Below are 24,252 nucleotides of genomic sequence, written 5' to 3'. Positions count from 1 at the left end.
CCGCCCGCTCGTCCGCCTGGCGGAAATCCAGTGGCGGCGGCGCGCCCCGCGATCCGCGAAGGGTCAGGGCAGGACCTGCAGGACGGCGGTGTACTGGGCCGAGGCGACCGGCGGGCCGTTGCGGCCGCCGCCGGCCGGCGCCGACGGGTCGCGCCACGCGGTGTTCATCCAGTACAGGCCGGCTTCGGGCCAGGTGATCGAGACCTTGCCGTCGGCGTCAGTCTTCGCAGCGATCTCCTCCGGGTTGTCGCGGTACTGCAGGCCGCCGCGCGCCACGATGACGTCGGCGTTGGCGTAGGGCTGGCCGTCCTTCAGGAACTGGAAGGTCCCCGCCTCGCCGGCGACCAGGTCGTTCGGGTGGGTCACCGGGACCATTTCGATGCCCACTCCGGTCGGGGTGAAGACGCTGGTCGTCGGCTCCCCCAGGGTGACGAAGGTCTCGAGACGGCTGGCGCTGAAGGCCGAGACGACGTCGGTGGCGCCGGCCGGGATGTTGGCGGCCATCTCGGCGGCCGGACCCCGCCAGCGGCCCTGTTCGCCGTTCAGCGTCCAGGTCGCGTTCATGCCCGCCGAGCCATTGGCGATCTTCCAGGTTCCCGGCTTGTTGATCTCGACGTCGAAGGTGGTGCGGTAGGCGCCCTGCATCAGGTTGGCGGCCGCGCCGGCCGAGCCGTCGGGCGCGGTGATCGACAGGGTCTGGGGCGACAGGCGCAGCGGGGCGTGGTCAGCGATGAAAACGCCGTTCGAGGCGCCGGCGTCAAAGGCGACCCAGGCCGAGTCACCCGACAGGACGGTCGATGACGGCATCAGCCAGCCGCGGTGCGCGGTCGCCGACATGGGTGCGGCGACCGCGGCCAGGACGGCGAGAGCGGGCAGAATGAACTTCTTCATGCGACTGATCCTTAGCGGGTGACGGCGACGCGGACGGCGCCCAGTTCGGAGGTTCCGGAGGCGGAGGCGGAGTTGGCTGCGCCGCCCCAGGTGAAGGGCACGCGGACGACCTCGCGGCCGCCCTGTTCGCGGGCCGCTTCAACGACGACGTTGTAGGAACCGGCCGGAAGGGCGGACATGCGGCCGGCCGGGGCCGTGATGGTTTGGCGGCCCGGCGCCCGGGTGGGGCCTGTCACGCCATCGATCGGCAGGGTGGTCGCGCGCCCCCCTTTGCGCCACCAGGTGCGGATGTCCTTCAGATACTGTTCGCCGTCGCCGTCGCCGCGCGCCGTGGCGCCGGCCTCGTACCACAGGGCGATCGTGTGCATTGGAACCTGATCGGCCGCGCGTTCGATCCATACAGCCACATAGGGGCGGTGATAGGCGGCGGTGGAGATGCTGGGCACCGTCACCGTCACCGTCAGGTCGGCGGCCACGACGGGCGCTGCGATCGAAGCGGCGCCGGCGGCGAGGATCAGGGGCAGGGGGCGCATACGGGACGACATGGGGGAGGACTCGTCAGTGGATGAAGATGAGGGCGATGATGACCGGGATCGCGACGCCCAGGCCGACCAGGGGCCAGGTCGAGGCGCGCGTCCGGGCGTGTAGCCAGAGCAGGGTCAGGCCGGTGACGGTGAAGACGATACAGGCGACGGCGAAGACGTCGATGAACCAGTACCAGACCGGACCGGTGTCGCGGCCTTTGTGCAGGTCGTTGATATAGGCGACCCAGCCGCGCGTCGTGGTCTCCTTGATCGCCTCGCCCGAAGCACGGTCGATGGTGACCCAGCCGTCGGAGCCGGGGCCCTTCAGGGCGACATAGACTTCGTCGGGCGCCGTCTCGGTGGGCCTGCCAGCCACGGAGACATCAAGTTCCGAGGACACCCAGCGGGCGATGGCGTCGGGAACCGGATCGGTGGTCTCGTCAGGGAAGTCCGACAGGCGTTCGAGCAGGGGAGAGGGCAGGGTCGCGGTCAACTCAACCGTCACCGGCTCGGCCGGAATCTGGGCCGCGTGGTTCAGGGTGATGCCGGTAATCGCGAACAGCAGCATCCCGGCCATCGACAGGCCCGCGGAGATCCAGTGCCAGCGATGCAGCTCCTTCAGCCAGAAGGCGCGGGCGCCGTTCATCGCGCGCGCGCGCGGCGCGGCCTTGTCGACAGGTTTTGCGGCGGCGTCGGTCACGGACGGGCTGTGCCAAAGCTGAGAATGATTTGCAAGTGCCTAGACCTGTGTTCGCTTGTCGCTGCGCTTGGGCGACAGGCCGAATCCCGGCTGACAGGGTCTCCGAAGTAGCGACGAGGAGCATCCCGATGCGGTGTATCGGTCATGCGGCGGCGATGGCGGGTGTCTGGCGGCCAGTCGCGCCGTTCGGCATGGTGCAGCTGAGCCCCGACACCGACCAACTGCCCTCGGTTATGGGGGACCGACCCAACCGGAACCGGCGCGCCGGGTAAGAGGCGCGGACGTATTCGACGAGAACGAACCATGAGTGGAGCGTATGGGTTGGCGTCCTTCGCGAACAGGCAGACGTAACTTCATGGCGCCGCCCGGCGTAGAGACACGCCCAGCAACGAGATCCAGTTCCGCATGCTCCTGTTCCTGATCGCCTACCTCGCCGGCGCCCTGACGATCGTCAGCCCCTGCATCCTGCCCGTCCTGCCGTTCGTGTTCGCGCGGGCGGAACAACCCTTCATCCGCAGCGGCCTGCCGTTGTTGATCGGGATGGCGCTGACGTTTGCCGGCGTTGCGACCCTGGCGGCCGTCGGAGGCGGATGGGCGGTGCAGGCCAATGAGTTCGGCCGCTGGATCGCCCTGGCGGTCATGGCCGTGCTCGGCTTGACGCTCGTCTTCCCGGGTCTGGCCGACCGCCTGACCCGACCTCTGGTGGCCCTGGGATCGCGGCTGACCGAGCGGGCCAGTCTGGAACAGGCGGCGGGCCGGTCGTCGATCTGGCCGTCCTTCCTGCTGGGGGTGGCGACGGGTCTGCTGTGGGCGCCTTGCGCGGGACCGATCCTGGGCCTGATCCTGACGGGCGCGGCCCTGCAGGGGGCGTCAGTCAACACGACCCTGTTGCTGGCGGCCTATGCGGCGGGGGCGGCGACGTCGCTGGCCCTGGCCCTTCTGGTCGGCGGCAAGGTGTTCCAGACGATGAAGAAGTCGCTCGGCGTCGGCGAGTGGGTGCGCAAGGGTCTGGGCGTTCTCGTCCTGATCGGGGTCGCGGCCATCGCCCTGGGTCTCGACACAGGCTTGCTGACCCGCATCTCTGCGGGCAGCACCGGCGCCATCGAACAGGGACTTCTGGCCCGCGCCGGCATGGCCTCGCCGGCCGCGTCCAACCGTGAGGTCGATGTCGAGAACCTGCCGGACTTCGGCCCTGCGCCCGGTTTCGTCGGGGGGGGCGAATGGATGAACTCCGATCCCCTGACGATCGAGGGCCTGCGCGGCAAGGTCGTGGTCGTCGACTTCTGGACCTACTCCTGCATCAACTGCGTGCGGACCTTCCCCTATGTGCGGGGCTGGGCCGAGAAATATCGTGACGCCGGCCTGGTCGTGGTCGGCGTGCACACGCCGGAGTTCGCCTTCGAGAAGAACCCCGACAATGTCCGCGACGCCGTGCGCCGGTTCGGTCTGCCGTACCCGGTGGTCCTGGACAACGACTTCGCCATCTGGCGCGCCTATTCGAACCGCTACTGGCCGGCCCACTATTTCATCGACGCCCGCGGCCACATCCGCCACGTCCACTTCGGCGAGGGCGAGTACGCCCAATCGGAACAGATCATCCGTCAGCTCCTGCGCGAGGCCGGGCGCGACCCCGGTCCCGACTTGGCCGCGACCACCAGCACGGGCGCCGAAATGCCCCGCGGCGGAGAGGTCGGGTCGCCCGAGACCTATGTCGGCTACAGCCGCACCAGGGGGCTCGCTTCTCCCGAGGCGTCGGTCCGGGACGGGGTGCAGACCTATTCCATCCCGGCCCTGACCCTGAACCAGTGGGGTCTGTCCGGGGCCTGGACGATCCGGGCTGAACATGCCGAGGCCAACGCGGGCGGCAAGCTCGCCTTCCGCTTCAAGGCGCGCGACCTGCACCTCGTCATCGGCTCGGCTGAGGGCCGCCCGGTCCGCTTCCGCGTGACCATTGACGGCCGTGCGCCGGGCCCGGATGCGGGCGTCGACATCGACGCCTCGGGCGTCGGCACGATCGACAGCCAGCGTCTGTACCAGTTGCTGCGCCGGTCTGACGGTGCGGGCGAGCACCTGTTCGAGATCGAATTCCTCGACCCCGGCGCCCAGGTCTTCGCCTTCACCTTCGGCTGATTCCGTCACACAGATTTTTCTATCCGGCGCCGAAAACCCGATCTGGTCAGTGCTGGCGGGATGCGTTCCGCCCCGAACGCGCCCTGATATCGGGGCGCCCTATAGTGTGCGGTCTCGGTTCGCGGAGAGGGCGAACACCCGGATTTCGTCCGTTTCGTCCGTTTCGTCAGGTGTTTTTCGTCCGGACTGACGGACGAACCCCCGCAGCACATGGCCTCGGTCGACAGCACCAGCCGGTCGATGTCGATCCGCCTCGGCTCGGCGAACATCCGCCAGCGGGGCCTGACAAGGTCGGGGACTTCCTGTCATGGTGGCGGCGACGGGCGCCTTTGGGGGGCGATTCCGATGCGGTCGAGGACGACCTTGCCGGGAGGCGACGGACCATGACGGACGCGACCATCGAGACGCCGGCGGACCCCGACCACAAGGTCGACCGCAACGACCGGCTGGTCATCCTGGCCTCGTCGGTCGGGACGGTGATCGAGTGGTACGACTTCTATCTGTACGGCTCCCTGGCCGCGATCATCACGACCCAGTTCTTCTCCGGCGTGAACGAGACCACGGGCTACATCTTCGCCCTGATGGCCTTCGCCGCCGGGTTCGCGGTGCGGCCTTTCGGGGCCATCGTCTTCGGGCGGCTGGGCGACCTGTGGGGGCGGAAGAACACCTTCCTGGTGACCATGCTGCTGATGGGGCTCTCGACCTTCGTCGTCGGCCTGCTGCCCAACTACGCGACCATCGGCATCGCGGCGCCCATCATCCTGGTGCTGATGCGGCTGCTTCAGGGGCTGGCCCTGGGCGGGGAGTACGGCGGGGCGGCCACCTATGTCGCCGAGCACGCGCCTCCGGGCAAACGCGGCTTCTACACCTCCTTCATCCAGATCACGGCTACCGCCGGTCTGATGATCTCCCTGCTTGTCATCCTCGGCGTGCGGTTCGCGGTGGGCGAGGAAGCCTTCCTCGACTGGGGCTGGCGCATCCCGTTCCTGCTCTCGATCCTGATGCTGGGCGTGTCGCTGCTGATCCGGCTGAAGCTGGCCGAGAGCCCGGCGTTCGCGAGGATGAAGGCCGAGGGCAAGGGTTCGGCCACGCCGCTGAAGGACAGCTTCGGCAAATGGCCGAACCTGAAGCTGGTGCTGATCGCCCTGGTCGGCCTCGCCGCCGGTCAGGCCGTGGTCTGGTACACGGGCCAGTTCTACGCCCTGTTCTTCCTTGAGCGGGTACTGAAGGTCGACGGCGCGCTCGCCAGTATGATGATCGCCGCGGCCCTGCTGCTGGCTACCCCCTTCTTCGTCTTCTGGGGCTGGCTGTCGGACAAGGTGGGCCGCAAGCCGATCATCCTCGGCGGCTGTCTGATCGCCGCCCTGACCTATTTCCCCCTGTTCCACGCCCTGACCGGGGCGGCCAATCCGCAACTCGCGGCGGCCACGGCTTCGGCTCCGGTCTCTGTCTATGCGGACCCCGCCGACTGCTCGCTCCAGTTCGATCCGGTCGGCAAGACGGTCTTCAACACGTCGTGCGACCTGGCCAAATCCTGGTTGGCCAAGGCGGGCGTCACCTATGACAACGTCGCCGCTCCGGCCGGGACGGTGGCCGAGGTCCGCATCGGGGGAACAACCGTGCAGAGCTTCCGCGGCGAGACCATGCCTTCGGCCGACTTCAAGACGGCCCGGACGGACTGGGAGAAGGGGTTGGGCGAGGCCCTCAAGGCCGCCGGCTACCCGGCCAAGGCTGACAGCGCCCTGGTGAACAAGCCGCTGGTCATCGCGATCCTGTTCGTGCTCGTCTTCTATGTGACCATGGTCTACGGGCCGATCGCGGCGGCCCTGGTGGAGATGTTCCCGACCAACATCCGCTACACCTCGATGTCCTTGCCCTACCACATCGGCAACGGCTGGTTCGGCGGCTTCCTGCCGACCACGGCCTTCGCCATGGTCGCGGCCACGGGCAACATCTACTATGGCCTCTGGTACCCGATCGTCATCGCTATCGCGACGGCGGTGCTCGGCTTCCTGCTCGTCAAGGAAGGCAAGGACGTGGACATCCACGCCTGAGCCCCGAGGCGATGACAGGCGGTTTATCCGCCCGTCGGGGCGTTGCCGAAGTCGAACAGCGGATACTGCTGACGGCGGGGCTGCGACCTGTGTGTCTGCCGTCGTACAAAAAAGCGCAAACCGAACGCATAGGATTTGCGTTCCTGTCCACAATCCTATTGGTTGTTCCGGGGCGAACCGATGAACAACCTTGAGCAATTCACCACCCGAGAACGTCAGTGCCTGGTGGGCGTGGCGCAGCATCGTCAGTCGAAGGAGATCGCACGCGGTCTCGGCATCTCTTCAAAGACCGTCGACAAGCATATCGAGACCGGGTGCAAGCGGCTTGGCGTCAGCTCACGCCGTGACGCAGCGCTTCCCCTGCTCAACGCGGGTCTACGGAATGACCCCGTAGGGGACCGCGTCCCGACTAGGAAAAATGGCTCCGAGCGCCGCCTTCTTCCACACGAAAGGAGGCCCCATTGACCCTGACACTTCCGAAATGGACCTGGGACTATCTCGAGACAGTCTTCGAAGATCTGGCGCAGACTCCGGCGGAGAAGGCCGCGGTCCTGCACCTGGTCTCGGTGACCCGAGAGATGAGTCCATATCTCTCGAAGCTCGATCTGCTGCGCGAGATTATCTGCATCGGGCTCGTGCTGTTGCCCGAGCACGATCGGCCGCCGAGCGCGGCCCATCTTCGATCGTCGCGTACCGCCGGGTCGGGCGGGACCTGTTGATGGTGATCGCCCTGACGTGCGGCATCGCCTTTCTGCTCGCGGAAGCCATCGGCGCGACGCTCATGATCCAGCACCTTCTGCAATCGGCCGATCAAGCCCAGCGAATTCGCTGACCTGAACCGACCTCGCAAACAAAGCCCACCATAGCCCACGCGGAGCGGGAGAAGGATCCCCCCCGTACAACGTCGTGAATATGGACAGACGCTGGCCACAGCTCTGTTCGAAACCGAAGACGCTATCGATGCGGCCCTTGAAAAGGCCGCCCATCTGATCGCCGCCATGTCGTCCATTCGCAGCGAGAATGGTCTGTCGGCCGTGCTCGGGAGTCACGCCATGACCGGCATCACCGGATCGGTGCGTGCGCTGGGTGAACCCAGGGATCAGATCGTCTCCGCCGGGGCGTCGGCGCGACGCGCCACCCCGATTTGCGTCGGCGGAGGGGAATGTTCTAGCCTTGCCTCATGACTTCCCCGACGCCTAATCCGATTGACATCGCCGTGGGTCAACGTGTTCGCGCCATACGCGAGTTGCGTGGCCTCACTCAAACCGACCTGGCCAAGGCCACAGGCGTGACCTTCCAGCAGATACAGAAGTATGAACGGGGCACGAACCGCGTGTCGGCCTCGCGTCTGATGCTTATCTCGCACGCGCTCGGACAGCCGGTGAGCGCCTTCTTCGAGGCGGAGGAGCCGGGCGCCAGCGATGGCCTGGACCTGTTCGCCGTCAGCGGCTCGAAAGCCCTGCTTGAGGCCTACGGGCGGATCGAAACGCCGGATCAACGCCGCATTGTCGTCGCGCTGGCGCGTTCGCTTGCGGGCGAGCCATCCGCCTGACTCCTTTCTGAAGATGCGGAGGGGGCGGGTCCGCGCTCATCGCCGAACGTTCCGGCATCACACTCGATCCCGTCCTCAACACCTAGTACCCTTGGCCGCAGCCTCGATCCGCCAGCCCTCGCCTGCGGGCGAGAACCGCGCCACGCCCCAGCCCCGCGAGGATGGTCGGGGGGTTCGCCGAGGTCGTCACGGGCGAGGGTAGTCCCGTCAGGCCCAATCCGAGTCCAGTGAGTGAGCGTGCGACACCAGGACACCCTCATCATTCGCAATCGATACGAAGTCCCTGAGCATTATCAGCGGGGTCTGAGCCCCCGGCTGCACAGCCAGCTCAAGGTCGTCGATCGATGAGCAAGCTGTGAAGCCACCGTCGGGCTGGGCTGGCAGAACGAAGGCGTCCGCATATTTGACGGACGTCAAGCCGAGATCCGCCAGGTCGTAGAAGATGCCGCTGTCGTCGAATGATGTGTCGGCAGGCAATACTTGAGCGTCGTCCAACCCCTTGCCTGCGTCAATCACCGGTGCGCCGGCGCCTGAGGCGAAGCGAATGCCGCCAAGCCAGGACGCCGCCGTCAGCGCGACGTGTTCCAGACTCTCCGAGAAGTTGAGCAGCATTTGCGCCCGGCTGGTCCCGGAGTTCAGAGCCTCGGTCCAACTGGCCAGGCCACCAGCATCGGCCTCCCGGTTCAGACAGAACTGATACATTTGGCGGATGAATTGCTCGTTCGAGACCGCGCCATAGCGCGCGGTGAACTCCGCCGATCCAGCGAAAGCGGTGGCGATGGTCAGGAGTGACATGCCTCCCTTCAGATTCGCCGTCCACACCCCCAGACCTCCGACATCGGGCAGGCGATCAAAAGTCGCATCGTACATCCGTGCGATGACCTGGGCCTGGAGATCCGGGACCCAAAGACCGGCCGCGAGTGTGGCCGCAGTGCGGACCTGGTGTTCGGCGCTTTCAGAGAAGGCGACGACCATCTGCCCGCGTGTAGCGCCGGCGTTCATGACGCCGACCCAATGCGCAACGCCCGCGGCATCTCCCTCGCGACCGAGCGAGAAACGATACATCTGTTCGACAAACTGCTGGTTGTTCAGAGTTCCGAAGCGCGCCTGGAACTCAGCCGAGGCGGCAAACAGATTGGCAAGTCCCTCGATCCCGAGACGAGCGAGGTTGGATACATTGGCTTCCAGACCCGCCTGATCCGGTGTGCGGTTGAGCGTAGCGCTGTACAGCCGCATCACTTGCGCTGATGCGCTTGACCCATCCGACGTGAGGATGCCGTCGATGAAGCGGGCCTCTTCGATCGAGATCAGCGTGTCCGGAGTCTCCGAGCGCCGCCCGCCGGAATAGAGCGCGACATCGAAGCCGGCTCCTCCATCCAGGATATCCGCTCCGCCATTGCCCCGTAGCGTATCGTTTCCGGCCCCCCCCCGGATCATGTCGACATAGTCACCGCCCGTTATGACGTCCGCTCCCGACCCCAAGGTCAGGTCCAACCGTTCAATATTGAGAAGGGTGAGCGACTGGGCCTGGGTCGCCGGCAGGCTGCTCGGGGCCGAAAAACTCGTCGAGTTGAGGGTGATGGTGATGGCCGTCGTCCGGCCGGAATAATCTGCCCGGAAGGTATCCACCCCGGCCCCGCCGTTGATGATCGGCAGCCAGGTCTGATCGTAGATGGCGTCGCGGATCGTGGCCACGCCCTGATCCTCAAGTACGGCCAGATCGAGGGCGCTAATCGAGTAGCGGAAGCCGTTCGAGAAGGCGACGCCGTTCATCAAAGTCGCCGGAATCAGCTCCGAACCTGCTCCCGGGCGGTTGCCGTAGTGGGCGAAGTTGCCGGTCGTCAGAGGCAGGGGGCCGCCATAGGCGAGAAGCGTGTTGGGGCCGGAAAAATACAGGACATCGCCGGTAAAGCTCGAGCGGAAATCGTATGTCGTCCGGAAGTTATGCGTCGCCGCAGGGCCATAGCCGTTGAAGCCGAGGCAATGGCCGATCTCATGCAGGAATACGCTGAAGGCGTCGGTCCTGTTGGTCGGAATGTCGTTGGACGTGCTCAGCGTCGAGTCGAAGAAGAGCACTTCACGGAGATAATCGATATCGCACTCGATGTTGAAGTCCGAGACGATCCCGTTGGAGTTCACGCCGGTGCGCATCTCTTCGTTGAAGACCGGCTCGGAAATGATCCGACCGTCCGCCATGGTCGCGATTGTGACATTGGACGTGGTCCCGCCCTGTGCCCGTCCAGAGGTCGTTTGATCGACGACGCTGATCCGAATCCTCGGCGCCAGATCGGTGCCCAGGACGGCCGCCCATGACGCCCACGCGGCCGTCAGGATGTTGGTGAGCGCCGTCATCTCAGCCGCCGTTGCGTTGGCGGTATTGATGACCTCGAATTGGACAGGAGCCACAGCCCCCAAGACGCCGGGCGCCACCAGCGACGTCATCGGCCCCCAATCGCCTTGCACACGCGCAAATGTGGCCGTCTGATAGATGGTCAGCATAGTCCCCCCGGATAAAAGGCGCCCGACAGCGAGCATCGCGCGCCAAGTCACTGCTTCGATGATTAAGTGGTTTCGAACCAACGTTCTATGGAAAAACTCCGTTGCCGGCTGACGTCATCTGATCTTCGGCTGTCTGTGGTCTTTTCGCAGGCTTGTTCTCCCCGCCAGGCGATCCAGGGGTCGGCCCTCCGACGAGGGCCGGCCCATTTTTCTTGCGCGCGCGTGCGTGGCGGGCCGCCGGGCGTTACCGTTGCAAATGCACGCTTCAGACCTTTCCGCCGAGGCCGCCCGGTCGCCATGGCGATCGCCGATCTTCCGGTCGGTCTGGACCGCGAACCTCGCTTCCAACTTCGGCGGGTTGATCCAGACAGTCGGCGCAGCCTGGATGATGACGGCGCTCGGCGCCTCGTCCCAGCTCATCGCCCTGGTTCAGACCGCGACGGTCCTGCCCATCGTGCTGCTGTCCCTGCCGGCCGGGGCCCTGGCCGACAGTCACGATCGCCGTGTCCTGATGCTGATCGCCCAGATTTTCATGCTGGTCGTATCGGCGGCTCTGGCGATCTGCGCGGCGTTCGGGTTGCTAACGCCCTGGCTGCTGCTCGGTTTTACCTTCCTGATCGGCTGTGGGACATCGCTGAAGAACCCGGCCTGGCAGGCGTCGGTCGGCGACATGGTGCCCCGTCCCGCCCTGCCGGCTGCGGTGGCCATGAACGGCATGGGCTTCAACATCGCCCGCAGCCTGGGCCCCGCGATCGGAGGCGCCATCGTCGCCGCCCTCGGCGCAGCCGCAGCCTTCGCCATCAACGCCGTCAGCTATATCGGACTGATCGCGGTGCTGGCCCGATGGAAGCAGCCCCCGTCACCCAAGCTGTTACCGCCCGAGCGGCTAGACGTCGCCATCGAGGCCGGGCTTCGCTACGTGGCCATGTCGCCGAACCTGCGGGTGGTGCTGATCCGGGCGGCGACGTTCGGCGTCGGAGCCAGCGCTATCCCGGCCCTGATGCCCCTGATCGCGCGCGACCTCATCGGCGGCGGGGCTCTGGTCTACGGACTCTCGCTCGGCGCTTTCGGGATCGGGGCGGTCGGCGGGGCGTTCGGCCGCAACCGGTTGAGATCGCGGCTGTCGAACGAGGGCCTTGTCCGGTCGGCCGGCCTCGCGCTGGCTGTCGGGGCCGGGGTGTCCGCGATCAGCCCCTGGGCGTTCGTCACCCTGCCGGCGCTCGCGTTCGCCGGAGCAGGGTGGGTGCTGGCCCTGTCGACGTTCAATGTTTCAGTGCAACTGGCCTCTCCGCGCTGGGTCGTCGCCCGGACGCTGTCGATCTATCAGATGGCGGTCTTCGGCGGCATGGCGGCCGGCAGCGCCATGTTCGGCTGGCTGACCGACACGCACGGGGTGGCCTTCAGTTTGCTGATCGCCGCGGGCGCCCAGATCGCCGCCGTCGCGCTGGGCTTTCTACTGTCGCTGCCGGATGCGGAGGCGCTGGATCTCGACCCGCTCGATCGCTTCAGGGAGCCGGAGACCGACGTGCCGATCGAGCCCCGCAGCGGACCGATCGTCGTCACGGTGGAGTATCGCATCCCGGAAGACCGGCTCGTGGCCTTCCTGACCGCCATGTCGGAGCGCCGGCGCATCCGTCGCCGCGACGGGGCGCATGGATGGCGGCTGCTGCGCGACCTCGGCGATCGGGGCCTGTGGGTCGAGCGGTATCACGTCGCGACCTGGCTCGATTACGTGCGACACAACACGCGTCGAACCCGGGCGGACCTGGCCAACATCGAACTGCTGCACGCCCTGCAGGACGAGAACGAGCCGATCCGGGTGCACCGCATGATCGAGCGCCAGACCGGGACCCTGCCCTGGGCGCGAGGCGAGGACGCGAGAGAACTGGCGGCCGACGATCCGACCGCGAACACGTGACGATCAGGCCTGTTCTGCGGCGGGCTGTGGTCCTGACAGTGCCGCCTCGATCGCTTCGAACAGGGCCGTGACCTGAAGCGGTTTGCCGACGCAGCCGTCCATGCCCGCGTCGAGATAGTCCTTGAGCTGATGGCTCATCACATTGGCGGTCAGAGCCAGGATAGGGGTGCGAGGCAATCCTGCGCTGGCCTCTTCCTCGCGAATGGTGCGGGTCGCGGTCGGGCCGTCCATATTGGGCATCTGCACATCCATCAGGATGATATCCCAAGGCCCGCGTCGCCAGGTCTCGACCGCTTCGACCCCGTCTGCCACAACGACAAGATCCACGCCGGCCTGAAGCAGCAGGGTCCGCAAGACGAGCTGGTTGACCGGGTTGTCATCGGCCGCCAGGACCCGGAGCGGCCGGTCGGTGTCCGCGTCCTGCAGACGCCGCTGGTCGGGGCGTCGCCGGCGGCTGCGGGCGGGAGCGATGTGCGCCTGGTCTCCGCGCTCCAGTTTCAGTCGAACAGAGAAGGTGCTGCCGTTTCCAGGGTTGCTGGAAACGGTGATCCCGCCCTGCATGAGACGGGCGAGGTCTGCGCAGACCGCGAGGCCCAGCCCCGTGCCCCCGAACTTGCGCGTAGTGGAGGAGTCCGCCTGGGTGAACCGGTCGAACAGCGCCGCCTGCTTGTCGGGCGCAATACCGATGCCGTCGTCGGTGACGGCGAGGCGCAGGTCGCCCTCGACCACCTCCGCCCGGACACGCACGCCGCCGACTTCGGTGAATTTAATGGCGTTGGATATCAGGTTGTAAAGAATCTGACGGATCCGCGTCGGGTCGCCCTTCCACGCGCCCTTTGCCTCCGGGGCCGTGACGATGGCGAACGAGAGACTGCGTTTGTTGGCCAGGGCCGTGAAGGTGGCGTGGGCTCCGCTGAGCAGTTCCTCCAGGTCGAAGTCGACGTCCTCAAGGACCAGCTTGCCCGCCTCGATTTTCGACAGGTCCAGGACGTCGTTCAGGATGGCCAGCAGGGATTCCCCGGACTGACGGATCACGTCCAGACGTTCGCGTTGCACCTTCGGAAGGGGATCCGCCTCCATCGCTTGCGCCATCCCCAGGACGCCGTTCAGGGGTGTGCGGATCTCGTGACTCATGATGGCGAGGAACGCGGATTTGGCGGCGTTCGCGACCTCGGCGTCCTGCTTGGCCTGACGCAGGCTGGCAGCAGTGCCTTCCAGTTCCTCGGAGCGACGAACCACCACGGAAACATCATGGGAAGTGATCACCCAGCCGCCGCCGTCCCGCACGGTGGCGACCTGTCGAAGCACCCGCCCGCCTGCAGGTCGCCATTCGGCGGTTGTCGCCTGGCCCGCTCTCAGCGAGGCCAGGAAATCGGTCGCGGCGGGCGGCGACCAGACCGCCGCTTCCGCCAGCGCCATCAGAGGCGTGGCGATATCGGCGCCGGCCGCACAGGCGGCCTGCGCGAGACCGAGCCCCTCCCAGTAACGGGTATTGGAGCCGAGAATCCTGAGATCCTCGTCCACCGCCAGAAGGCCGACGTCGGCGGCGTCCACAACGGTCTGGGATGCGGCGAGCACCGTGGGGGCAGGGGAGGGACGAGGGACCGCAGGGGCGCTTTCCGGCCCTGCAGCGGTTGCGGTCTTGTCCAGAAAATTGAGCGCCGCCCCGGTCAGGAGCTGGGCAGAACTGTTGATCGCCCAGGTGGGTAGCTCGCGCACAACCGCGCTCAGGCGGCCCTTGGACTCGAACCGTGTGCGGAAGTCGCTGTTGGAGACGAGATCACTGCATTCCTGCATGGCCCGACCCAGCAAGAAAACGCCGTCAGACGATCCGACCGACAGGACGATCTCTCCGCAGAAGTCGCCCAGGACGGCGAAGAAGCAGTCGAGGGTGCGCTTGCAGAGCGGGTCGGCGCCGGTGCGGCCGTAAAGAGCGATCTCGAGCGGCGACAGGGTCGCAACCTCGACGCCATCGACTGCGGCCATCGCCTGATGAAGTCCCGTCAGCGCGGGCCAGGCGATCAGCCGCTCGTAGGAGACACGCCCATGAACCTTCGCCAGGGCCTTGAGGACTTCGATCTCCAGCGGGTTGCCCGGAGCAAAGGCGAGGTGTCCTGCCTCGTTGTCCAGAACCCGGGCGCCGGAGCTATCGATGACGAAACCCGCGACGCCGAGGCCGTAGTCCGGTCGCACGATGGCGTAGCGCCCCTTGCCCAGAGGCGTATGGGGACGCTCCACGCCGCCCAGCGGGAGGCATTCGCCCTCTGTCAGAGCTTCGAGGCCCTTCGCCGCGGCGACCGATGTGTTCAGGACCTGAATGCCTGAAAACCCGAACTCCGCCCGCAGGGCGTCGAGCGAGAAGCGCCAGCCCGACTGCGGAATATGGATCAGGTCAGGCGCGACAGGCCCGGCGACCGCGAGCGTCAGGTGGCGCGGCGTCTCGACATCCAGCGCGTCGAGCCAGGATCGCAAGGCCGCACCGGCGCCGTCGAAAGAAGAGACCAGCCGTTCGCCATAGTGGGCGAAGAGAGGCCGTCGATCCTCGAAACCGTTGATGAGGGCGAACCGACACAGATGGGGATTGATCTCCCCCGCGATGGCCAGCGCGGTCACGCAACCGACCTGCGACGTCTGCCGTTGCCTGCATGACGAGAAACAGGACTCGTCAAACAACGTGTTCCGCAGATATCGGGCGCGCATGTGACGGCCGGAAATTGGGCGGCGTCCGGCACGGCGCGCCGGCGCCATGTCCTGTCCACAGTCGAAGTCCTCCCATCGCCGATTCCACGGCGTTGAGACTACCCTTACGTAAGATGACACCGGTGACAATGAGCTTTGCGCCGCTGGACGGCGGGTGACAGCTGCTGGCGCATCTTCGTTTGCGGGACATCCAGAAACCCGGATCCGACCTGGTCGCCAACCCGATCATCTTGTCCGAGACGACAACCCACGTCGGGTAGCCAGGGGCGGCTCAGGATTGCAGTCGTCAGATCAGCTCAAGCCCGCCGCGGGTTCCGCGAACGTTCACCCGGCCGCCCAGCGCGGTCGATTGCGCCGCCAGGCGCGCCAGAATCCCTGCCGCGTCCTGGTCTCCGGCCAGGGTCGGGAAGCCCCGCGTGGCCTGGTCTTCGGAGCCGTTCAACCCAATTTCGTTGAGGACGAGAGGGGTCAGTTCAACGCGGAGGGGTCGGTCGCCGTCGATTATGACCGAGGCGATGACGCCCTGCCACGCCGCCGGCGGGTAGGCGCCCTGCGGCTTTTCGGTCTGGAAGATGAAGTTGCCGAGACCGAAGAGGAGAGGGCGACCGCGGTGTGCCGCCATGCCCTGCAGCACGGGTGAACCGTGGCCTGCGAAGACGCTCGCGCCCGCATCGATGCAGCGCCGGGCGAAGGCCTGTTGCCAGCCGGGGACCTGGCTGTTGTCCGGCTCCCAGTCGTGGTTGTGATGGCAGGCGATCACGGCGTCGGAGCTGGATGCGGCCTGTCGGATCGCGGCCAGGATTCGCGCCTCGTCCTCTGCGAGGGGCGCGCCTGATGCATCGCGTCGTAGCTCGTTGACGCCCGGATGCCCGGAAGCAGCGGCCCCGCCCGGGCGCACCTTGCCGGTGGCGAAGCCGATCGCCGAGACCTTGCCGGCCGGGGTTTCGACAGTGGCGGGGGCGGTCGCCCGCGCCAGATCGACACCGCTGCCCGTCGTGCGAAGACCCGTGGCGTCGATGGCGTCCAGGGTGTCCAGAATGCCTCCGCTGCCGAGGTCGAAGGCGTGGTTGTTCGCCGTCGTGAGCAGGTCGACGCCGGCGCCCTTCAGCGTCTCCAGAATTTCCGGGCCCGAGGCGTGCAGAGTGAGCAGCTCCCGGGTCGGCGCCCCGGCGCGGGGACCCCGGATGACGGTCTCCAGATTGGTGAAGACGACGTCAGCTCCTTCCAGAACACCGACCACGCCGGCGCGTCCGGGCCATTCGGCGGCTGCGGGGGCGTGTTCGATCAGGGCCTGACCCAGGAGGTCGATACGCAATCCGCCGGTGTCGGCTGTCGCGACCCCGTACCCCGACACCGACGCCAATGCCCCCATGCCCCAGACGAGTTGTCGTCGATCCATCATCCTGTACGCCTCCGGACCCGACCATACTTTTCGCCGAGCGCTGGTTCATAGATCATGCGCCTGGCGCATGAGGTGATACGAAATCGCCATATTGTTGCGGACGCGGCGGACCCGCTGCGACTGTTCCGTCCAAGGGGCCGATCCGCGATCGAGGACCGGCAGGACAAGGGGACCAAGACCATGGCGACGACGATTTCGATCCGGACACTGTGTCTGACCGGCTCTGCGCTGGCCGCGTTGACCCTGGGCCTGCTGGCCTCACCGGCTGCGGCCCAGACGCCGGCGGCGCCTCAGGACGAAGCGTCGTCGGTCGACGAGATCATCGTGACCGGGTCACGGATCCAGCGTCGCGACGCCGACTCGGTCGGGCCGCTGCTGACGCTGACCGCCGAGGACATCAAGAACTCCGGCGCCGTGTCGGTCGGCGATCTGCTGCAGCGTTTGCCGTCCGCAGGGGTCAGCCTGAACAGCAACGGAACCCAGGGCACATCCTACGGCGCCTCCTCGATCAACCTGCGCTACCTCGGCGGGGCCGAGGGCAGCGGCAACCGGGTGCTGGTCCTTGTCGACGGGCACCGCTGGGTCGATGGCGTGGGCCAGCGCGGCTTCCGCGACTTTGTCGATTTGAACACCATCCCGCTGGGGATGATCGACGGGATCGAGGTGCTGAAGGACGGCGCCTCGGCCATCTACGGCGCCGATGCGATCGCCGGGGTGGTCAATATCCGCACCATCCGCGACTTCGACGGCCTGCGCCTCAATACCCGCGCGGGGATCACGTCGGAAGGCGACGGCGAGCAGTATTCGGCCGTCGCCAACTGGGGCCGCCGGTTCGAGAACAGTTCGGTGGTCCTGTCGGCCAGCTATGCGCGTGAGGACGAGATCCTGACGTCGGACCGTGACCTGACTGCACTCAGCCTGGTGCCCCTGACCGCGCCCGGCACCAGCCCGCGCGGCCTGTTCATCCTGCCTGGCCTCTCAAACAACGCCTATTTCGGGACCGCTACGGGCTTCGCCACTTCGGGAACCCCCGCGACCCAGATCGCCTTGGGCAACTACGGGGCAGGGAACCTCGCGGACAACAGCTTCCGCACCGCGACCCTGGCGGAGGACTTCTTCAACACCCAGGCCCAGGGCATCTATTCGGCAGGGCCGAGCGAGCGCTACGGCCTGTACGGCCGCTTCCGCGCTGACCTGTCGGACAATGTCTCGTTCCACGTCGAGGGTCTCTACAACCGACGTCAGTCGAACCAGATGTTCTCGCCGGTGCTGCTGGATATCGGGGGCACGGCCGGTACCATCCGGGGCTATTCCCTGGCCAACAACCACCCGTTCAACCCGTTCGGCACGGCCAACGGCGTGCCGACGGCCAATGCGCTGGCCTTTGCTGCGACTTCGGCCTGGCGAGTGCGCAAGGTGATGACCGACCTCGGCAATCGCGACAACATCCAGGACGTCGAAACCTGGCGTATCGGCGCCGGCGCCGAGGGGACCTTCAACGGCTTCGGTCGGGAGTGGTCGTGGGACCTCAACGGCAGCTGGTCGCGCAACGAGATCCAGTCCTCGGCCCTGAACGGGGTCAACTACGAGCGGCTGTTCCAGGGGCTGGGCAATCCGGCCACCTGCCTGGCCTCTGCCGGTTGCGTGCCGATCAACCTGTTCGGTCCGATGACGGCCGATATGGCCAACTCCATCCGCTTCACGACGCGGGAGTCCAACTCGACCGAGCTGTTCGACGTGACCTACAACATCACCGGCGAACTGTTCCAGTTGCCGGCCGGGCCGCTGTCGGTGGCGGCGGGTTACGAGTATCGCCAGAACAAGGCGACCGACACGCCGGACGCCTACGCCAACTCGACTCCCGTCTTCCTGTCCAACGTCTATACGACCACGACCGCCCAGACGCGGGTGCCGACGGTGGGCGAATACAGCCTGCACGAAGGCTATGTGGAGTTCGCCATCCCGCTGCTGGCTGACATGCCGCTGGCGCACAGTCTCGATCTGAGTCTCGCGGCCCGCTATTCGAACTATGACACGGTCGGCGACGCGACGACGATCAAGGCGGGCGTGGGCTGGCGGCCGGTGGAGCAGTTGTTGCTGCGCGGCACCTATTCCCAGGGCTTCCGGGCGCCGTCGATCCTGGAGCTGTTCCAGGGCGGGCGCGAGGTGAACTCCCAGGCCGTGGACCCCTGCAACGGCGGCGCGGCGGCGCGTCCGACCCTGCCGGGCTGTGCGGGCATTCCGTCCAACTACAACCAGGCCAATTTCAATCTGAACGGCCTGATCGCGGGCGTGACCTCGGGCAACCCCAATCTGGAGCCCGAGACGGCCGACACCTATAGCGCCGGCTTCGCGTTCCAGCCCGATTTCGTGCCGGGCTTCACGCTGACGATGGATTGGTACGACATCAAGATTTCGGACGCGATCGCCTCCCAGGCCGTGGCGCAGATCCTGAACCTGTGTGCGACCCGCGGCGGATCGTTCTGCGATCTGGTGATCCGCGACCCGTCGACCGGGGCGGTGACCCGCCTGATCCAGGGCGCGCAAAACCTGTCGGAAATCCGCACCTCTGGCATCGACGCCACGGCGCGCTACGAGTTCGACACCGATATCGGCCGGTTCGCCGCCGTGCTGGACGCCTCCTATCTGGATGAGTTCACGACCGTCAGCCCCGATCCGACCGGCGGTCCCGACATCGTCGACGAACGGGCCGGAAAGGGTGATCGCGCCCGCTCCACCTATCCGCACTGGAAGGGGCAGAGCTCGTTGCGCTGGAACAACGGCGCCTGGAGCGCCCTCTGGCGCGGCCGCTACATCGGCGAGAGCACCGACATCGTGAACACGGTCAAGGACGATGTGACCGACGCCATCTTCTACAACGATCTGGAGGCCAGCTACGCCTTCAACATCTACGATGCGACGGTGTCGGTCGGGGTGAACAACCTGTTCGACGAACAGCCGCCGGCGTCCTACGCCAACGCCCCGATCAACTACGACATCTACACCTATGACGCCCGCGGTCGCAGCGCCTACATTCGCCTCGGGCTGCAGTTCTAGGATCCAGGTTCCGGCATGACGGACGTGAATGGCCCATCCCCGACAGCGCGTCGGGGATGGCTGGACCGGGTGGAGCGGCTGGGCAACGCCTTGCCGGATCCGGTCTTCATCCTGGCGGGTTGTATCGGGGTGCTGGTCATCGTGTCCGTCATCGCAGCGGGCGCCGGCTGGAGCGCGGTCAATCCGGTGACGGGCGACCAACTGGTGACCCAGAGCCTGCTGTCATCGGAGAACGTCGCCAGACTGCTGGTCGACATGCCGGAGACCCTGACCCGGTTCCCGCCTCTGGGGCTGGTGCTGGTCGTCATGTTGGGCGCGGCGGTGGCCGAGCGATCGGGGCTTTTCGCGGCCCTGCTGGGCGGAAGCGTGCGGCGGCTGCCGACGCGGTTTCTGAGCCCGGCGGTGTTCGTCATCGGCCTGTTTTCCCACCATGCGGCGGACGCGGCCTATGTCGTTCTGATCCCCCTGACGGCGCTGGTGTTCGCGAGGGCGGGGCGGCATCCGCTGGCGGGGGTCGCCATCGCCTATGCGGGCATTTCGGGAGCGTTCGCGGGCAATATCGTACCCGGTCAGTTCGACTTGCTGATGCTGGGCATCACGGCCCCGGCCGCGCAGCTGATCGACCCGAGCTATGGCGTGAATCCGCTGGGGAACTGGTGGTTCACCCTGGCCATCGGCGTCCTGTTCACCCCCATCGCCTGGTTCGTGACGGACCGGATCATCGAACCGCGCCTCGGTAAATGGTCGGGTCAGTTGCCGGAAGGCGTGGCCGAGGCCGATGATATGGGGGTGCTGAACGCGCGCCAGCGGAAGGGCCTGATGCTGGCCGGTCTGGTTGCGCTGGCCATCGTGGGTCTGTTCGCCGCCCTGACTCTGTGGCCGGGCGCGCCGCTGATCGATGCGGAGGCGATCGGGCCGAAGCGGCTGGCGCCCTTCTACGGAGCCCTGGTCGCTGCCTTCATGCTGTTGTTCCTCGGCTGCGGCTGGGCCTATGGCGCTGCGGCCGGGACCATCGCGAACCACCGCACGCTCGTCCGCATGATGGGCGAGGGGATGCGCGACATCGCCCCCTATATCGTGCTGGCCTTCTTCGCCGCCCACTTCGTCGCGATGTTCTCATGGTCCAATCTCGGGCCGGTGCTGGCGGTGAAGGGCGCCGAGGCGCTGACGGCCCTGTCGATGCCCAAACCCCTGCTGCTGGTCTCGTTGCTTGGCATGTCGTCGGGGCTCGACCTCGTCATCGGCTCGGCCTCGGCCAAGTGGAGCGCGATGGCGCCCGTCGTCGTGCCCATGATGATGCTGCTGGGCGTCTCGCCGGAGATGACGACGGCCGCATACCGGATGGGGGATTCCATCTTCAACATCGTCACGCCACTGGCCTCGAACTTCCCGCTGGTCCTGATCATCGCCCAGAGATGGAAGCCGGATTTCGGCATCGGCTCGATGATCGCCCTGATGCTGCCCTACAGCATCTGCTTCGGTCTGGCGGGGATCGTGCTGGTGACGCTGTGGGTGTCGCTGTCCCTGCCGGTGGGGCCGGGAGCGCCCGCGACCTACACCTTGCCGCCCGCCGCAGTCGCCGCGCCGGCGATCCCGTGAGCGCCGTTCTCCATTCGAGACCCGGCGAGGACATCGTCGTCCTGCGCGATGTCATGGCTCCGATGCGCGACGGCGTGCGCCTGGCCGCCGACATCTATCTGCCGGCCGGGACGGCGCCGTTCAGCGTCATTCTGGAGCGGACGCCCTACGACAAGCGGGGGAGCAACCACGCCGACAGGACCGCGGTCGATCCGACGCCGCGCTCCAAGCCGGAGGTCGCGGCAGATTTCGCGCGCGCCGGATATGCTTATGTCCTGCAGGATTGCCGGGGACGGTCGGCCTCCGAAGGCGTCTTCTCCAAATATTTGAACGAGGCCGACGACGGCTACGACACACTGGACTGGATCGCCGATCAGCCCTGGTGCGACGGACGGATCGGCATGACAGGCCTGTCCTATTCCGCCCACGTCCAGGCGGCCGTGGCGGCGTTGGGGCATCCCGCGCTGGCGGCGATGTTCATGGATTCCGGAGGTTTCTCGAGCGGCTATCACAGCGGCATCCGTCAGGGCGGCGCCTTTGAGCTGAAGCAGCTGACCTGGGCCTACAAGCACGCGCTGCAGGCGCCGGCGACGACGGCCGATCCCGCGCGCCGCGCCGCGCTGGAGGCCGAGGATATCGGCGCCTGGGCCCGGGTGAACCCCTGGCTTCACGGTCATTCGCCGCTCGGAGCGGCGCCGGAGTACGAGGACTTCGTCGTGCGGTTATGGGCGCGCGAGACCTTCGGCCCCTTCTGGACCCAGCCTGACCTTTGCGCCTCCGCCCACTACGAGCGGTTCACGGACGCGCCGATGGTGTTCATGAGCAGCTGGTACGATCCCTATGCCCTGGCGGCGACCGAGAATTTCGCCGCGCTCAGCCGGATGAAGGCCGGACCGGTTCGACTGGTGATGGGGCCATGGACCCACGGGCAGCGGTCGGTGACGTGGGCCGGAGACGCCGACTTCGGACCCGAAGCCGCGCTGGACGGGCATGTGGCGGACGACTACCTGCGCCTTCGCCTGGACTGGTTCGACCGGCATCTGCGGCGGGACAAGGCGGCCGCCGATCCGCTGCCCTCGCCGGTCAAACTGTTCGTCATGGGCGGAGGCAGCGGGCGCAGGAATGCGCAGGGTCGGCTGGATCATGGCGGACGCTGGCGCGACGAGGCGGACTGGCCGCCGCCTGGGACGGAGGCCACAGCCTTCCATCTTTCGAGCGACGGGGGACTGTCCCGCATCGTTCCCGAAGCCGGTCAGCGCGCCTGGCGGCACGATCCGGCCAGTCCCGTTCCCACGATCGGCGGCGCCATCGCCTCGGGCGCGCCGCTGATGGAGGCCGGCGGTTTCGATCAGCGAGAGACGTTCGACCTGTATGGGGCCTCGGCGCCGGGTCGGGCGCTCGCCGACCGCGACGATGTCGTCACGTTCCAGACCGAGGTCCTGACCGAGGCGGTCGAGGTCACGGGGCCCGTGTCGGCGCGGCTGTGGATATCGGCCAGCGCACTGGACTGCGACGTCATGATCAAGCTGGTCGACGTTTATCCGCCCAGCGCCGACTACCCCGCAGGCTATGCGTTGAACTTGACCCATGGCGTGCTGCGCCTACGCTTCCGGGACGGGTTCGAGGCCGCGCACCCTATGCGGCCGGGGGAAGTCTATGGCGTCGACATCAAGGCCTTCCCGACCTCCAACCTGTTCGCGGCCGGGCATCGCATCCGGCTGGACGTATCCGCCAGCAACTTCCCGCATTTCGACGTCAATCCGGGCACAGGCGTTCCGGCCGGTGAGCCCAGCGAGCCTGTCGTCGCCATCTGCTCGGCGCATTTCGGACCCGACACGCCGTCGCATGTCGTGCTTCCCATCCGGCCGGTCGCCCAGGACTAGCCCATGACGCCGGACGCCGACGGCCGTCAGACGATCCGCCTCCGGGCGTTGCGGATTTTCCACGCCATCGTCCGGCTGGGTTCGGTGACGAGCGCCGCCCGCTCGCAGGACCTGAGCCAGCCGGCTGCGAGCCGGCTGCTGGCGCAGCTTGAGCGGGACGTGGGGTTCGAGTTGTTCCACCGCGACCGGGGACGACTGATGCTGACCGCCGACGGCTTGCTGCTCCATCAGGAGGTGGAACGCGCGCTCGACAACGTTGATCGCGTCCAGTCGCTGGCTCGCGACATTTCGGATTTCCGCGTGGGTCACCTGCGCCTTGTCGCGCCACCCAGCATTCTGGAAGCGATCCTGCCGGACATGATCCAGCGCTTTCTGGAGCAGTACCCGCAGGTGCATCTGTCGATCGACTCCCACGGTGTCGAGGTCGCCAAGGCGATGATCGCGTCGCGCGCGGTGAACGCGGGCTTCGTCAAACTGCCGCACAACCGCGAGGACCTGAGGACCGAGACGGTGCTGGTCAGCGAGAGCGCCTGCGTCTTGCCGGCCAGTCACCCGCTGGCGTCGCAGGAGACGATCGCGGCGGCGGACATGCGCGGCGTCCCGCTGATCCTGCTGGGCCAGGGCCAGCGGTTTCGCGCCCAGGTCGAGGCCGCCTTCGCCGACGCCGGGGTGGTGCCGCGAGTCAAGGTCGAGACACACACGATCGCCTCGGCCTGCGCGCTCGCATCGCGCGGCGTAGGCGTAGCCATCGTCAATGAGCGACTGGCGAAGCCCTATGTCCGCGATGGTGCGGTCCTGAGGCGATTCACGCCCGGTATTCGCCACGAGTACGGCTTCGCGACCTCCGCCAACTCCGGGCCGGACCGCCTCGCCGATGCGTTTCTCGGTGTCGTCCGGGCCAACCTTCCGAAGCAGGACTAGGTTGTCGATCGGACGCTTCTTGTGATTTCAGGCCGAACGTTACATCACCGGCGCGAATATCCCCGTCGACGGCGGCATGCCCTACGAAAGATCCAGTCTCATGCAGTTTCTCATCATCGGCCGTGACGGCACGGACGCAGATGCTCCCGCCCGTCGGCAGGCGACGCGCCCGGAGCACATCGAAGGGCTGAATGCGCGGAATGCGGCCGGCGAGATCGTCAAGGTGGGCGCCCTGCTGGACGAGGCGGGCAAGGCAATCGGATCGGCGATGATCGGGGAGTTCCCCGATCGGGCGGCCGCGGATGCCTATGTGGCGAGCGAGCCCTACACCAGGGCGGGCGTCTGGGTGACGACCGAGGTCACGCCGCTGCGGCTCTTGAGCTTCGACTGATCAGATCGCCCGATTGCGACCCCCAGGGGGGCCAGCCCCCGAGGATCCGACT

General features: G+C 66.9%; 18 protein-coding genes. 12 read left to right on the top strand and 6 right to left on the bottom strand.

All coding sequences use genetic code 11. The features are described 5' to 3' along the window. Window positions 1-63: 63 nt before the first annotated feature. Genes RMO01_RS10785 through RMO01_RS10775 form a run of 3 tightly spaced genes read right to left on the bottom strand, consistent with a single transcriptional unit; the run spans window position 64 to window position 2,115 of the window. Window positions 64-891, bottom strand: a complete 828-nt coding sequence (locus RMO01_RS10785) for a DUF4198 domain-containing protein (RefSeq protein ID WP_309629053.1) — start codon at window positions 889-891, stop codon at window positions 64-66. An 11-nt stretch (window positions 892-902) separates the two neighbouring features. Further along, window positions 903-1,424 carry a DUF2271 domain-containing protein gene (locus RMO01_RS10780; protein WP_309629094.1) on the bottom strand — a complete coding sequence of 174 codons (522 nt, stop codon included), beginning with the start codon at window positions 1,422-1,424 and terminating at the stop codon, window positions 903-905. Between the two features lie 25 nt (window positions 1,425-1,449). Next, entirely contained in the window at window positions 1,450-2,115 is a 666-nt protein-coding gene (locus RMO01_RS10775; RefSeq protein ID WP_309629052.1) for a PepSY-associated TM helix domain-containing protein, read from the bottom strand. 128 nt (window positions 2,116-2,243) lie between these two features. Here RMO01_RS10775 and RMO01_RS10770 point away from each other — a divergent pair, with 128 nt between their 5' ends. From RMO01_RS10770 to RMO01_RS10750, 6 genes are all read left to right on the top strand, one after another. Further along, window positions 2,244-2,387, top strand: coding sequence for a hypothetical protein (locus RMO01_RS10770; protein ID WP_309629051.1), 144 nt, complete (start codon window positions 2,244-2,246; stop codon window positions 2,385-2,387). 133 nt (window positions 2,388-2,520) lie between these two features. Beyond that, window positions 2,521-4,245, top strand: a complete 1,725-nt coding sequence (locus RMO01_RS10765; protein WP_309629050.1) for a cytochrome c biogenesis protein DipZ — start codon at window positions 2,521-2,523, stop codon at window positions 4,243-4,245. A gap of 383 nt (window positions 4,246-4,628) precedes the next feature. Continuing rightward, window positions 4,629-6,299, top strand: coding sequence for an MFS transporter (locus RMO01_RS10760; RefSeq protein ID WP_309629049.1), 1,671 nt, complete (start codon window positions 4,629-4,631; stop codon window positions 6,297-6,299). 180 nt (window positions 6,300-6,479) lie between these two features. Beyond that, window positions 6,480-6,764: a response regulator transcription factor gene (locus RMO01_RS18110; protein WP_409013070.1), complete on the top strand. Its 285-nt coding sequence runs from the start codon at window positions 6,480-6,482 to the stop codon at window positions 6,762-6,764. Continuing rightward, the gene (locus tag RMO01_RS10755) at window positions 6,761-7,018 is read left to right on the top strand and encodes a hypothetical protein (protein ID WP_309629048.1); all 258 of its coding nucleotides are present in this window, start codon (window positions 6,761-6,763) and stop codon (window positions 7,016-7,018) included. Before RMO01_RS18110 ends, RMO01_RS10755 begins: the two co-directional genes overlap by 4 nt. Window positions 7,019-7,479: 461 nt before the next feature. Further along, window positions 7,480-7,851, top strand: a complete 372-nt coding sequence (locus RMO01_RS10750) for a helix-turn-helix domain-containing protein (RefSeq protein ID WP_309629047.1) — start codon at window positions 7,480-7,482, stop codon at window positions 7,849-7,851. A 207-nt stretch (window positions 7,852-8,058) separates the two neighbouring features. Here RMO01_RS10750 and RMO01_RS10745 read toward each other — a convergent pair whose 3' ends face one another. After that, entirely contained in the window at window positions 8,059-10,350 is a 2,292-nt protein-coding gene (locus RMO01_RS10745) for a DUF4214 domain-containing protein (RefSeq protein ID WP_309629046.1), read from the bottom strand. Window positions 10,351-10,606: 256 nt separating this feature from the next. Between RMO01_RS10745 and RMO01_RS10740 the strand changes: the two genes are divergently transcribed. Then, entirely contained in the window at window positions 10,607-12,268 is a 1,662-nt protein-coding gene (locus RMO01_RS10740; RefSeq protein ID WP_309629045.1) for an MFS transporter, read from the top strand. A gap of 3 nt (window positions 12,269-12,271) precedes the next feature. Here the strand turns inward: RMO01_RS10740 and RMO01_RS10735 are convergent, their stop codons facing one another. Continuing rightward, window positions 12,272-14,881 carry a glucokinase gene (locus RMO01_RS10735; protein WP_309629044.1) on the bottom strand — a complete coding sequence of 870 codons (2,610 nt, stop codon included), beginning with the start codon at window positions 14,879-14,881 and terminating at the stop codon, window positions 12,272-12,274. 373 nt (window positions 14,882-15,254) lie between these two features. Next, a complete protein-coding gene (locus RMO01_RS10730) occupies window positions 15,255-16,367 on the bottom strand; it encodes a CapA family protein (protein WP_309629043.1) in 1,113 nt (370 codons plus the stop codon). Window positions 16,368-16,550: 183 nt separating this feature from the next. Between RMO01_RS10730 and RMO01_RS10725 the strand changes: the two genes are divergently transcribed. From RMO01_RS10725 to RMO01_RS10705, 5 genes are all read left to right on the top strand, one after another. Further along, on the top strand, window positions 16,551-19,427 hold the full coding sequence (locus tag RMO01_RS10725; protein WP_309629042.1) for a TonB-dependent receptor: 2,877 nt from the start codon (window positions 16,551-16,553) through the stop codon (window positions 19,425-19,427). A 15-nt stretch (window positions 19,428-19,442) separates the two neighbouring features. Further along, on the top strand, window positions 19,443-21,026 hold the full coding sequence (locus tag RMO01_RS10720; protein WP_309629041.1) for an AbgT family transporter: 1,584 nt from the start codon (window positions 19,443-19,445) through the stop codon (window positions 21,024-21,026). Continuing rightward, window positions 21,023-22,888 (top strand): CocE/NonD family hydrolase, encoded by a 1,866-nt coding sequence (locus tag RMO01_RS10715; protein WP_309629040.1) that lies wholly within the window; start codon window positions 21,023-21,025, stop codon window positions 22,886-22,888. Before RMO01_RS10720 ends, RMO01_RS10715 begins: the two co-directional genes overlap by 4 nt. A 3-nt stretch (window positions 22,889-22,891) precedes the next feature. Then, the gene (locus tag RMO01_RS10710) at window positions 22,892-23,809 is read left to right on the top strand and encodes a LysR substrate-binding domain-containing protein (RefSeq protein WP_309629039.1); all 918 of its coding nucleotides are present in this window, start codon (window positions 22,892-22,894) and stop codon (window positions 23,807-23,809) included. Between the two features lie 100 nt (window positions 23,810-23,909). Next, window positions 23,910-24,200 carry a YciI family protein gene (locus tag RMO01_RS10705; protein WP_309629038.1) on the top strand — a complete coding sequence of 97 codons (291 nt, stop codon included), beginning with the start codon at window positions 23,910-23,912 and terminating at the stop codon, window positions 24,198-24,200. Window positions 24,201-24,252: the final 52 nt, after the last annotated feature.

This window comes from Brevundimonas sp. (assembly GCF_031412435.1).
In the GTDB taxonomy this organism is placed as follows: domain Bacteria; phylum Pseudomonadota; class Alphaproteobacteria; order Caulobacterales; family Caulobacteraceae; genus Brevundimonas.
The sequence above is the reverse complement of the archived record's forward strand: the minus strand, read 5'-3'. Positions and strand labels throughout refer to the sequence as shown.